The organism is Micromonospora palythoicola (genome assembly GCF_036689795.1).
Lineage (GTDB): Bacteria > Actinomycetota > Actinomycetes > Mycobacteriales > Micromonosporaceae > Micromonospora > Micromonospora palythoicola.
Map to the genome: position 1 here is coordinate 1 of NZ_JBAGKI010000022.1, position 11,689 is coordinate 11,689.

At 71.5% G+C, this 11,689-nt stretch carries 14 protein-coding genes; 4 read left to right on the top strand and 10 right to left on the bottom strand.

Annotated features, from left to right (window positions below; translation table 11 throughout):
- Positions 1 to 104 precede the first annotated feature (104 nt).
- From V5O40_RS12555 to V5O40_RS12575, 5 genes are all read right to left on the bottom strand, one after another.
- Entirely contained in the window at positions 105 to 440 is a 336-nt protein-coding gene (locus V5O40_RS12555) for a DUF1416 domain-containing protein (protein WP_332905598.1), read from the bottom strand.
- A 1-nt stretch (position 441) separates the two neighbouring features.
- Positions 442 to 1,290: a sulfurtransferase gene (locus tag V5O40_RS12560; protein ID WP_332905599.1), complete on the bottom strand. Its 849-nt coding sequence runs from the start codon at positions 1,288 to 1,290 to the stop codon at positions 442 to 444.
- 211 nt (positions 1,291 to 1,501) lie between these two features.
- Positions 1,502 to 1,579 (bottom strand): Ms5788A family Cys-rich leader peptide, encoded by a 78-nt coding sequence (locus tag V5O40_RS12565; protein WP_311202345.1) that lies wholly within the window; start codon positions 1,577 to 1,579, stop codon positions 1,502 to 1,504.
- 72 nt (positions 1,580 to 1,651) lie between these two features.
- Positions 1,652 to 2,437: an LmeA family phospholipid-binding protein gene (locus V5O40_RS12570; protein ID WP_332905600.1), complete on the bottom strand. Its 786-nt coding sequence runs from the start codon at positions 2,435 to 2,437 to the stop codon at positions 1,652 to 1,654.
- Between the two features lie 110 nt (positions 2,438 to 2,547).
- Positions 2,548 to 3,579, bottom strand: a complete 1,032-nt coding sequence (locus V5O40_RS12575; protein WP_332905601.1) for a hypothetical protein — start codon at positions 3,577 to 3,579, stop codon at positions 2,548 to 2,550.
- A gap of 247 nt (positions 3,580 to 3,826) precedes the next feature.
- On the opposite strand from V5O40_RS12575, the gene V5O40_RS12580 reads away from it, so the two are divergent.
- From V5O40_RS12580 to mshD, 3 genes are all read left to right on the top strand, one after another.
- Complete coding sequence (locus V5O40_RS12580; RefSeq protein WP_332905602.1) at positions 3,827 to 4,570, top strand: winged helix-turn-helix transcriptional regulator; 744 nt, start codon at positions 3,827 to 3,829, stop codon at positions 4,568 to 4,570.
- A gap of 73 nt (positions 4,571 to 4,643) precedes the next feature.
- The gene (locus V5O40_RS12585; RefSeq protein ID WP_408631869.1) at positions 4,644 to 5,513 is read left to right on the top strand and encodes a polysaccharide deacetylase family protein; all 870 of its coding nucleotides are present in this window, start codon (positions 4,644 to 4,646) and stop codon (positions 5,511 to 5,513) included.
- A 57-nt stretch (positions 5,514 to 5,570) separates the two neighbouring features.
- Positions 5,571 to 6,497 (top strand): mycothiol synthase, encoded by a 927-nt coding sequence (gene mshD, locus V5O40_RS12590; RefSeq protein ID WP_332905604.1) that lies wholly within the window; start codon positions 5,571 to 5,573, stop codon positions 6,495 to 6,497.
- Positions 6,498 to 6,507: 10 nt separating this feature from the next.
- On the opposite strand, the gene V5O40_RS12595 is transcribed toward mshD, so the two are convergent.
- Positions 6,508 to 7,338 (bottom strand): NUDIX hydrolase, encoded by an 831-nt coding sequence (locus tag V5O40_RS12595; protein ID WP_332905605.1) that lies wholly within the window; start codon positions 7,336 to 7,338, stop codon positions 6,508 to 6,510.
- Between the two features lie 69 nt (positions 7,339 to 7,407).
- Here V5O40_RS12595 and V5O40_RS12600 point away from each other — a divergent pair, with 69 nt between their 5' ends.
- Positions 7,408 to 8,376, top strand: a complete 969-nt coding sequence (locus tag V5O40_RS12600) for a Gfo/Idh/MocA family protein (protein ID WP_332905606.1) — start codon at positions 7,408 to 7,410, stop codon at positions 8,374 to 8,376.
- Positions 8,377 to 8,421: 45 nt separating this feature from the next.
- Here V5O40_RS12600 and V5O40_RS12605 read toward each other — a convergent pair whose 3' ends face one another.
- From V5O40_RS12605 to V5O40_RS12620, 4 genes are all read right to left on the bottom strand, one after another.
- Entirely contained in the window at positions 8,422 to 9,426 is a 1,005-nt protein-coding gene (locus tag V5O40_RS12605) for an inorganic phosphate transporter (protein WP_332905607.1), read from the bottom strand.
- 4 nt (positions 9,427 to 9,430) lie between these two features.
- Positions 9,431 to 10,057, bottom strand: a complete 627-nt coding sequence (locus tag V5O40_RS12610; RefSeq protein ID WP_093403380.1) for a DUF47 domain-containing protein — start codon at positions 10,055 to 10,057, stop codon at positions 9,431 to 9,433.
- A gap of 133 nt (positions 10,058 to 10,190) precedes the next feature.
- Entirely contained in the window at positions 10,191 to 11,123 is a 933-nt protein-coding gene (locus tag V5O40_RS12615) for a PPK2 family polyphosphate kinase (protein ID WP_332905608.1), read from the bottom strand.
- A gap of 55 nt (positions 11,124 to 11,178) precedes the next feature.
- The gene (locus V5O40_RS12620) at positions 11,179 to 11,685 is read right to left on the bottom strand and encodes a DUF402 domain-containing protein (RefSeq protein ID WP_332905609.1); all 507 of its coding nucleotides are present in this window, start codon (positions 11,683 to 11,685) and stop codon (positions 11,179 to 11,181) included.
- Between the last annotated feature and the right edge of the window lie 4 nt (positions 11,686 to 11,689).

Here is an 11,689-nt window from a genome sequence, read left to right on the forward strand (position 1 = left end):
GCGTGCCCAGCGCAGGGCGCCGCGCAGCGCCGGGTGGGGCGCAGACGGCAGGTGGCCCGCATTCCTCTTGGGAGGCATGCGGGCCACGAGGCCGATCAGAGCTGTCAGTCGGTGACGGTCACCGTCACCTCGTTGATGCCGCGACCGGCGGTCACGGTGGTGTCTCCGTTGCCCTGGCGGGACAGCGCGCGCAGAGTCCAGGCGCCCGGCGCGGCGAAGAACCGGAACTGACCGGCCGGCGAGGTCACCACCTCGGCGGTGAACTCACCGGTCGAGTCGAGCAGCCGGACGTACGCGCCGGCCACCGCCTCGCCGTCCCCGGAGCGGACGACACCGGTGATGACGGTCTCCCGCTCCAGGTCGAGGCCGGCGGGCAGCGGGGCCGCCTGGTCGGGGGCCGCGCAACCGGCGGCGGTGCTTGCTGCGGTGGGTGCGGTCATCTCAGGCCTCCCCCGGCTCGTCGCCGAGCGCCACCGGCACCCCGACCAGCGAGCCGTACTCGGTCCACGATCCGTCGTAGTTCTTCACGTTGCGGTGGCCCAGCAGCTCCTGCAGCACGAACCAGGTGTGCGAGGAGCGCTCGCCGATGCGGCAGTAGGCGATGGTCTCCTTGCTGTCGTCCAGCCCGGCCTCGCCGTAGATCCGGCGCAACTCGTCGTCGGACTTGAAGGTGCCGTCCTCGTTGGCCGCCTTCGACCACGGCACGCTGATCGCGGTCGGGATGTGGCCGCCGCGCTGCGCCTGCTCCTGCGGCAGGTGAGCGGGGGCGAGCAGGCGGCCGGCGTACTCGTCGGGGCTGCGTACGTCGACCAGGTTCTTGGTGCCGATCGCGTCGACGACCTCGTCCCGGAAGGCCCGGATGCTGGTGTCCGGCTCGCCGGCGACGTACTGCGTCGCCGGGCGGGCCACGGTGTCGGTGACCAGCGGGCGGGCGTCCAGCTCCCACTTCTTGCGACCGCCGTCGAGCAGCTTGACGTCGCGGTGGCCGTAGAGCTTGAAGTACCAGTAGGCGTACGCGGCGAACCAGTTGTTGTTGCCGCCGTAGAGGACGACGATGTCGTCGTTGCTGATGCCCCGCTCGGACAGCAGCGCCTCGAACTGGGTCTTGTTGACGAAATCCCGGCGGACCGGGTCCTGGAGGTCGGTCTTCCAGTCCAGCTTGATGGCACCGGCGATGTGGCCGGAGTCGTAGGCCGAGGTGTCCTCGTCGACCTCGACGAAGACGACGCCCGGGGCGTCGAGGTTCTTCTCGGCCCACTCGGCCGAGACGAGTGCGGTGTCGCGACTCATCGAATCACTCCCTGGTGAGGATGGATGGTGAGCCAGCGCGCGGAGGTTGTCGGATGTGATGGTGTCGCACCACGCGCGGGACCCATAGCTCGGAACGGATCACGGGTTCGTGCGACGGCGCCGCTGCCGGGCGTCCGGTGGGGTGCACCGGGAACTAGGTACGCATGCCCCGAGTGCCTTGGCCGCTAGGCGGCCCGAGACAGCCCCGCCGTCAGATGACGGGGCGACACAGGCAGGTGGCCACGCGGCACAGGTCGACCGCGCGCCGTTTGGTGAGGAGCGTCCCCATGAGCAGGGAGCCTACCAGCGATCCCAGAATTCTCTATCGGGCCGACCAGCATCCGGGACGCCGGGCCGCTGGTCAGCCGGCCGAGTTGATCGGCACGTCCCGTGCGTCGGCGGTCACCGTCAGCCCCTGCGGCTGCGGTCGGACCTCGCGGACGGTGAGCTGGAACGGCAACTCCGGCAGGGGCACGTCGACCGAGATGCTGCGGGCGAAGTTGCTCACCAGGGCGCGGGCCAGCGGCACGTCCGGCAGCCCTTCGGCGTCCAGGTCGTCGAACTTCAGGGACACCTGCCCCTGCTCACCGACGATGATGTCGGCGGTGCCGGTGACGGTCAGTCGTTGGCCGAGGACGTCCACCGGGGCGGTGACGGCGAGCTGGCCGTCCCGTTCACCGAGGGTCAGCCCCTCCCGGTCGAGCAGGGCGGACAGGCTCTCATAGCTGATGGTGCCGGTGCCGTTCACCGTCTCCGCCACGACCTCACCCTGCCCGGTTCGCAGGGTGTCCAGCGAGGCCCGCACGTTTCGCGCGTCCACGTCCAGGCTGGGCAGCGCGACGGCGTCGCCCTGCACCGAGGCCCGCACGTCCCGCAGCTTGATCGAGATGCGTTCGTAGCGGCCGTCGAGCACCTGGGTGAGGAACGGGAAACCACCCACCTCGACCTCGGGAGGCGAGGACTGGGCGTTCTGCTGGGCGACCTGCTGGCGTACCTCGTCGGCGATGGTGCGCTCGGCGACGGACGCCGCCACCCGGTCGGCGATGGCGATCAGTCCGGCGAGCACGATCAACAGGACGACGAACCCGATCAACACCTTGCGCCCACGTCGCCGCGGTCGCCGTTCGTACGCCTGCGTCTGCTCCACGCCGCCTCCTGTTTCGTCGTACCTCGATGCCGCCAGCGGTGGACCGGTGGTACCCGTGGTCCGGATTTCTCAATCGCGCCGGGCCGGATCGCGCCGCCCGCCCCGGGCTGTCAGAGCAGCAGCCGGCACATCAGGTACGCGGCCGGCGCCGCCATCGCGAAACCGCCGAGTGGGCCCTGCACGTGCCGTGCGGCCCAGGCCGGCGGCGTCTCGCCGGCCATCAGCCGCCCCGCCTCGGCGTAGCTGACGGCGAGATCGGCCAGCACGGCGACAACGGCCGCCGCCAGGCCGATGATCGCGGCCCGGGTGGGGGTGAACGGAGTGACCAGGTAGCCACCGAGCAGCGCGCTGATGAGCGTGCCGACCATCGCGCCGCCGACCACCCCCGCCGCACCCCTGGGCACCTGGGGCGCCAGTCGTGGCCAGGCGGCGAGCGCGTCGGTCACCCGGGCGACGACGAGCGCCACCCCGGCCGCGGTCAGGCAGACGGTGATCGCCTGGGTGCCGGCCGGGATCCGGCTGAGCACGATGAGCGTGGCGAAGGCGACGACTCCGAACACACTGGTGGCGGTGCTCCGCAGCGAGTCGGTCACCCGGACCCGGTCCACCCGTCGGACCAGTTGCCCGAGCACCGCCGCGAGCACCCCGCCCACCGCGACGTAGAGCAGTGGCGCCAACCGGGCCTCGGCCGACCGTACGGCCACCACGTCGGCCGCCACCGCCGTGACGGTGCCGACCCCGAGCACGACCGCCAGTGCCGGTGGCCGGGTGACCATGGTCCAGGCGAGCAGGAACATCACCTGCACGGCGAGCACCACGAGGGTGAACGGCAGCCGGTGACCGGGACTCGAGGTCTGCGCCGCGATCACCAGGCCGAGGCCGAGCAGCGCGGCGAAACCACCGATGGCGAGCGAGATCTGTCGGCGTACCTCGACCGGCGGTTCCGCCTCCTCCTCGTCGTCGGCGTCGGTCTCGTCGTCAGGGCGGCGAGCCGAACCGCCGCGGCGCAGGCGGCGCGGGCCGCGCGAGCGCCGCTCGTCGACCTCCACAGCCGGACCGGTACGCGGCACCGAGCCTCCCGGGGCGGAGGGGTCCTCGGCCCACGGGTCACGGCCGGGCTCGGGCGAGTTGGCGGGAAACACCCACCGATCGTGCCAGACCAACCTCACATCGCGGGTGCCAGCGTTTCCACCACGTTAAAACCTGCGCCGCGATCAGGGGCAGATAGGGCAAAGAGGAAACCGCGTCAAGGTCGTCCGCGAGGAATCGGTTACGCTCAACGGCGAAACCCGCCCGTCAGCGACGCCGGGACCCACGGAAGTTCCCAGCGCCACACCCCGCAGGAGTGCCGCTGGTCGCGCGCGGCCGTAACGGGCCGCCGGGACGGAGGTGATCGTGGAGATCCTGCTGCTGGTGACCGCACGGGCAGGCGAACCATCCGCAGTGCTACCGGCACTGGACCTGCTGCCGCACTCGGTGCGCACCGCGCCTCGCGACGTCCGCACCCTGGTCGCGGGCCCGAGTCCGGACGCCGTGCTGGTCGACGCCCGCTCCGAGCTGAGCGAGGCCCGGGCCACCTGCCGGATGCTGCACGCGACCGGGCTCGGCGTGCCGCTGGTCGCGGTGGTCACCGAGGCCGGCCTGATCGCGCTGAACGCCGACTGGGGCGTCGACGACGTCATCCTCGCCTCCGCCGGCCCGGCCGAGGTGGAGGCCCGGCTGCGGCTCGCGGTCGGCAGGCTGAGCAACGCGACCGCCGGGGCCGGCGGCTCCATCCGGGCCGGCGAGCTGATGATCGATCCGGACACCTACGCCGCGAAGCTCAAGGGTCGTCCGCTCGACCTCACCTACAAGGAGTTCGAGCTGCTGAAGTTCCTCGCCCAGCACCCGGGTCGGGTGTTCACCCGCGACCAACTGCTGCGCGAGGTGTGGGGTTACGACTACTTCGGCGGCACCCGCACGGTCGACGTGCACGTGCGTCGCCTGCGCGCCAAGCTCGGCTCCGAGTACGAGTCGATGATCGGCACCGTCCGACAGGTGGGCTACAAGTTCGTGGTGCCGTCGTCGCGGAACCTGCCGGAGACCACCGATCACACGCCGCTGCCGATGCGGGCCCTCACCGTCGAAGGGTAAAAATTCCTATATGCCCTTTTTGGTCGACTCGCGGGTCATATCGTGACTGCCAGTTGACCAGCGGGGGGCATTGGTGGGCGCTAACCAGGTGGGGGCGGCGCGGGCCGTCGGAATCATCACGCTCGTGGTGACAGCGGTGCTCGGCTCGGCGTACCTGCTCGGAAGGGGCCTGGTGCCCGACGCGTCCCGGACCGACGCCGCCGTCACCGCGACCGGTGCCGAGCACCCCGAGTACGCGGACCAGTCCGCCATCGACGTCGAGCCCGAGCACACCCGTGCGCCGGACGCCGAGCCGGACCGGTCGCAGCCCGCCGACCCGCAGGAGCAGGACCCGAACATCGGCCCGATGGGCACCCGGGTGAGCACCGGCACCGCCGGTGTCGCGCTCACCTTCGACGACGGACCGCACCCCGACTACACCCCCCAGGTGCTCGCGATCCTGCGGGACTACCACGTCACGGCCACCTTCTGCGTGGTCGGCAAGAACGCCCAGGCGTACCCGTGGCTCGTCGAACAGATCGTCGCCGAGGGACACACGCTCTGCAACCACAGCTGGGACCACGACGTCGCCCTGGGCGCCCGGTCCGCCGACTGGATCCGCGCCGACCTCATGCGGACCAGCGAGGCGATCCGCGCCGCGGTGCCCGACGCGCCGATCGCCTGGTACCGACAGCCCGGCGGGGCCTGGACCTACTCGGTCATCTCCGTCTCCCGGGACCTCGGCATGGCGCCGCTGCACTGGACGCTGGACCCCTCCGACTGGCGGGCGCCCGGCGCGAGCCGGATCGCCGCCTCCGTGATCAATCAGGCACGGCCGGGCTCGATCGTCCTGCTGCACGACGCGGGCGGCGACCGTCAGGGCACCGTGAACGCGCTGTACCGGATCCTGCCCGAACTGGCCGGCAGGTTCGAGGTTCAGGCGTTGCCACCACGCGGACTGTGACGCGGGTACCCACCGTCGGTCCGGGCGGCCGGTCCACCGTGCGGCTACGGTGATGCGATGAGCAGCACCCAGTCGGACGTCGATCAGGTCAGCCGCCTCGACCGGCTCGGCCCCGCGGAGGTCGCCGACGTGCTGGCGCTCGCCGGCGCGGCCGGCGACGCCGACGGCGCGGACCCGATGGACGAACGCGTGCTGCTGCGCCTCCGCGACGAGCACGCCGCGGCGACCCACCTGGTCGCCCGCTCCGCCGACGGCACGCTCACCGGGTACGCACACCTCGACACGACCGATCCGGACCGCGGCGTCGGCGTGGACCTGGTGGTGCACCCGGCGCACCGGCGGCGGGGCACCGGGCGGGCGCTGGCCCGGGCGGTGCTGGCCGCCGCCACCGGGCCGCTGCGGGCGTGGGCGCACGGCGACCATCCCTCGGCCGCCGCCCTCGCGGTCGATCTCGGCTTCCACCGCGCCCGGGTCCTCTGGCAGCTGCGTCGACCGCTCGCCGCCCCGCTGTCCGAACCGCACCTGCCCGACGGGGTGACGCTGCGCGCGTTCCGCCCCGGCAGCGACGACGAGGCCTGGTTGACGCTCAACGCGCGCGCCTTCGCCGACCATCCGGAGCAGGGCCGGTGGACCGCGCAGGACCTGCGGGTACGGCTCGCCGAGCCGTGGTTCGACCCGGCCGGCTTCCTGCTCGCCGTCGAGTCGGCGACCGGCCGGCTGCTCGGCTTCCACTGGACGAAGGTACACGAGCGCACCGGCTCCGCGCGCATCGGTGAGGTGTACGTGCTCGGGGTGGAGCCCGCCGCGCACGGTGGCGGGTTGGGCCGGGCCCTGACCACCGCCGGGCTGGCGTACCTGCGTGACCGACGCGGACTGGACCGGGTGATGCTCTACGTCGACGAGTCGAACACCGGCGCGGTGGCGCTCTACGAGCGGCTCGGTTTCGCCCGCTGGTCCGCCCACGTGAACTACCAGCTCGGCTGATCCGTCCGGGTCACGGCAGGTGGAACCGGGGCCGGTCGGGATCGGACAGGTCCAACCGGGGCGTGATCGGGGTGACCGCGTCGCGGTCCGCCGCCGCCGCTGCCACCGCGGCGAGGTCGGTGCAGGCCGCCATCTCGCGAAGGGTGACCAGGGTCGGCGGGAGCATGCTCAGCTCGCCGGCGGCGACCTGCCGCCCCGCCTCTCCGGGCCGGATCCACAGCGTGTGGTCGGCCTCGCCGGAGACGTCGCGGGTGCGCTGTCCCTCGGGCAGCAGCGCCACGAAGAAGTACGTGTCGAAGCGACGCGGCTCGAACTCCGGGGTCACCCACCGGCTCCACGGCAGCAGCAGGTCCGACCGGATGGTGAGCCCACGCCCGGCGAGCAGGTCGGCGAAGCCGGTCCGCCGCTGCTCCAGGTCGGCCCGGACGGCCTCCCAGCCGTCGTCGCTGACGTCACCGACGACCCGCGTCGCGTCCGGGCCGGCGAGCAGCACCCCCGCCTCCTCGAAGACCTCGCGGGCCGCCGCGCAGACCACCGCCTGGGCCGCGCTCGGGGCCAGCCCGAGGCGTCCGCCCCAGTCCGCCGGTGTCGGGCCGGCCCAGTCCAGGTGGGTCGTGGAGTCCGACGGGTCCACTCCACCGCCCGGGAAGGCGTACATGCCGCCGAACGCCATCGCCGCGACCCGACGGATCAGGTAGACCTCGAAGCCGGCGTCGGCCGGGCGGAGCAGCAGCACGGTGGCGGCCACCCGGGGCACCGCCGGCACCGCACCGGAGGCCCGGAACCGGCGGGCGTGCTCCACGAGCGCGGGCGGCGCCGGGAAGCCACGGTCGATCGTCATGCGCCGAGACTAGTCCCGACCCGTGGATGCCCAGTACAGCGCTCTGCTGATCTTCGGTAGCGTCGCGCCATGACTCGTTGGGGCATCCTGGCCACCGGCCACATCGCCGCCCGCTTCGCCGAGGATCTCCGGCTGGTGCCGGAGGCCGAACTCGTCGCGGTCGGTTCACGCACCGCCGAGACCGCGGAACGCTTCGCGGAACGGCACGGCGTACCACGGGCGTACGCCTCCTGGGCGGAACTGGCCGCGGACGCCGAGGTCGACGTGATCTACGTCGCCACCCCGCACGCCGCCCACCACGAGGCGGCCCTGACCTGCCTCACCGCCGGCCGGCCGGTGCTTGTCGAGAAGCCGATCACCCTCGACCTGGCCACCAGCACCGAACTCGTCGACACCGCCCGCGCCGCCGGGGTCTTCCTCATGGAGGCGATGTGGATGCGGTGCAACCCGCTGATCCGGCGGGTCTGCCAGCTGATCGCCGACGGCGCGATCGGCACGTTGACCGGGGTCCGGGCCGATTTCGGCGTCGCCGGGCCGTTCCCACCCGAACACCGGATGCGCGCCCGGGCGCTGGGCGGCGGCGCGCTGCTGGATCTCGGTGTCTACCCGATCAGCCTGGCCCACCTGCTGCTGGGCCGACCGCAGCACGTACGGTCCTGGGCGAAGCTGGGTCCGGAGGGCACGGACGAGAACACGGGCCTGGTCTTCGGCTACGACACCGGTGCGGTGGCCACGTTGAGCTGCGGCATGGTGGGCGCCACCGGACTCACCGCCTCGATCACCGGCAGCACCGGACGGATCGACCTGCCCGAGCCGTTCTTCCGCCCCGGAGGGTTCACCCTGCACCGGGCCGACGCGGCACCGGAGACGATCACCGAGGAGCTGGTCGGCTCGGGCTACCAGTACGAGGCCATGGAGGTGCAGCGGTGCCTGGCCGAAGGCCTGACCGAGAGCCCGCTGGTACCGCATTCGGCCACGCTGGAGATCATGGGCCTGCTGGACGAGATCCGCGCCCAGATCGGCGTCTCCTACCTCTGATGTTGTCGAAGGGCCCCCGGGACGACGGGGGCCCTTCGACACCGGTCAGCTGAAGATCGGACGGACCAGGAAGTACATCAGGGCACCGATCGAGCCGGCCGCCGGGAAGGTGAGGATCCAGGCGCCGATGATGTTGCCGGCCACGCCCCACCGCACCGCGGAGAGCCGCTTGGTGGCACCGACGCCCATGATCGCCGAGGTGATCGTGTGCGTGGTCGAGATCGGGGCACCGAGCACCAGGGCGTTGAAGTAGAGCACGCTGCTGGCCACGGTCTCGGCCGCGAAACCCTCCGGCGGGCGCAGGTCGATGATCTTCCGACCCAGGGTCCGGATGATCCGCCAGCCACCGGCGTAGGTGCCGGCCGCCAGCACCGCCGCCGAGGTCCAGAACGCCCACTCCGGAATGTAGGTGGCGTCCTCCTGGTAGCCGCCGACGAAGAGGGCGAGCACCACGATGCCGATGGTCTTGGCGGCGTCCTGCATGCCGTGACCGACCGACATGGCCGCCGCCGAGGCGGTCTGGGCCCAGCGGAAGCCCCGGTTGAGCTTGCCCGGATGCCCGTTCCGGAAGATCCACTGCACCGCGATCATCACGATGTAGCCGAGGAGGAAGCCGACCATCGGCGACAGGATCATCGGAATGATCACGCTCTCGCCGATGCCGGTCCAGAGCACGGTGCCGGAGGCGGCGACGGTCGAGCCGACCAGGCCACCGATCAGGGCGTGCGAGGACGACGAGGGCAGGCCGAAGTACCAGGTGATGATGTTCCAGGTGATCGCGCCGATCACCCCGGCGAAGACGATGCCGAGGCTGGAGACGCCGGTGGGCAGCTCGACCAGGCCGCTGCCGACGGTCTTGGCGACCTCGGCGCCGAAGTGGGCACCGATGAAGTTGCCGACCGCCGCCATGGCCAGGGCGACCCGGGGGGTCAGCGCCCGGGTGGAGATGCTTGTCGCGATCGCGTTGGCGGCGTCGTGGAAGCCGTTGGTGTAGTCGAACACCAGGGCCACCCCGATCACCGCCAGCACGGCGATGAGCTCGGGACTCACAGGATCAGGACTCCTTGACCGCGATGGTCTCGACCGTGTTGGCGACGTGCTCGAAGGCGTCGCAGGCGGCCTCCAGCTCGTCGGCGACCTCCTTCATCTTCAGCACGGTCAACGCGTCGTACTCCCCGGAGAACAGCCGCACCAGCAGCATCCGGTAGGCCTGGTCGCCGTCGTTCTCCAGCCGGTTGATCTCGATCCAGTAGTCCTCGAGATCCTTCATCGACTTCAGTCGGGGCATCGCGTCGGCGGTCAGCTTCGCCTGCTGGTCGAGCACGTGCACCAGCTCGTGCATCTCCCGGGGCAACGACGGCAGCTTGGTCAGCCCGTAGAGGTAGAGCAGGTTGCCCACCGCCTCCAGGTGGTCCATCACGTCGTCCAGCAGCGAGCCGAGCCGGTAGATGTCCTCCCGGTCGAAGGGGGTGACGAAGGTGGAGTTGATCTTCTTGTACAGGTCGTGCGTGATCTGGTCGCTGTCGTGCTCCACCTCGGTGAGCCGCTCGCTCACCGACTGCACCTCGACATCGGGCAGGGCCAGCTCGTTGAGCAGCTCGGTACCCCGGACCAGATTCTGCGCGGCCCTGGTGAAGAGCTCGTAGAAAGCGCCCTCGTTGGGGCGGAAGGAAAACCTCACAGCACGGACCTCGTCGTGTCGGGTGGAAGGGGTGGCGGCCGTCGCTCCGGCGCCCTGCTGAGGGGAATGCTAGGGAACCGTCAGACCGGCGATTTTTCGGCCCACCCCTGGCCAGATCGCATTCACCGCTCGTTCAACTTCTGTTCACCTTCACCGGCCCCGTGGTTCCCAGCAGCCGCTCCCGTTCCCGCGCGATGTCGAAGTCGGCTGGCGGATACCCCAGATCAAGAGTGTTGAACGTCTCACGCAGCAGGTGCGCCACCGCCCAGTCCCGGTACCACTTACGGTCCGCCGGCACCACGTACCACGGCGCGATCTCGGTGCCGCACCGGGCGAGCACCTCGGCGTACGCGGCCTGGTAGTCGTCCCACCGGGACCGGGCGTCGACGTCGGACGGGTGGTACTTCCAGTGCTTCGTCGGATCGTCGAGCCGGGCCAGCAGCCGCTTCGCCTGTTCGGCGTTGGAGATGTGCAGGAAGACCTTGACCACGACCACTCCGGCGTCGGTCAACTCCCGCTCGAACTCGTCGATCTCCGCGTACCGGGGCCGCCAGACGTCCTCCGGAGCCCGCTCCTGGACCCGGGGCACCAGCACGTCCTCGTAGTGCGAACGGTTGAAGACCCCCAGGCTGCCCGGGGGCGGCAGGGCCCGCCGGATCCGCCACAGGAAGTGGTGCCGCAGTTCCTCCACGGTCGGTGGGCCGAACGCCCGGATGTGCACGCCGAGCGGGTTCATCGCCCCGACCACCCGCTTGACCGTGCCGTCCTTGCCACCACAGTCCATCGCCTGCAGGACCAGCAGCACCCGCCGCCCGGCGCCCGGGTCGGCCTTCGCACCGGCGAACAGCATCTCCTGCTGGTCGGCCAGCTCCGCACCCAGCCGGGCGACCTGCCGGCGGGCCCAGGACTTGCGGTCCGGCCAGGTCACCTCGGGGCCGGGCAGGCCCGGGGTCGAGCGGGGGTCGATCTCCGCGAGATCCACCGGGCCACCGGGCCGCACCCGGAGCAGGTCGCGTACCGCGCCGCCGGTCGGCGCCACCACGTCGAAGTCACCGTCGTCCACCATCGGAGCATCATCACCCGTCCGCCGCCGGTCCGCGCGACGGAGGTGGCCACGGCGATCAGACGACCAGGGCCAACCACTTGCGGTACGAGGTGGCGAAGGGCTCCGTGCCGTCGCCGAGCGCGCCGTACAGCCAACGCGCCGCCGCCTCGGCCGCCACCACCAGGTCGTCGGGGTACCCGAAGCGGACCCGGTGCTCGGCGAACTCGTCCTCGTCGCGCAACTCGACCAGGCCGGTCTCCCGGCGCCGGACCACGTCCAGGTCGAGGTCGATCAGGTGCACGGTGTCCTCGCCCTCCCAACGGGCCGGACTGGCGATGTCGCAGTAGACCTCGCTGGTCCGGGGCGGTGGGTTGAACATGCCGGTCCACCAGGCGTGGTGGGGCACCAGCAGCACGAAGGGAATCTGCTCGACCGACGGCCGGCCGTGGTAGACCGAGCTGGTGCCGGCCGACACGCCGAGCCAGATGCCGAGGTCGTCCTCGGCCAACCGACGCGCCGGGTAGTCGCGGTGGGCGCTGCCGTCGAACTTGCGGTAGATCACCCGGATCACGTCGCTCGGCATGAGT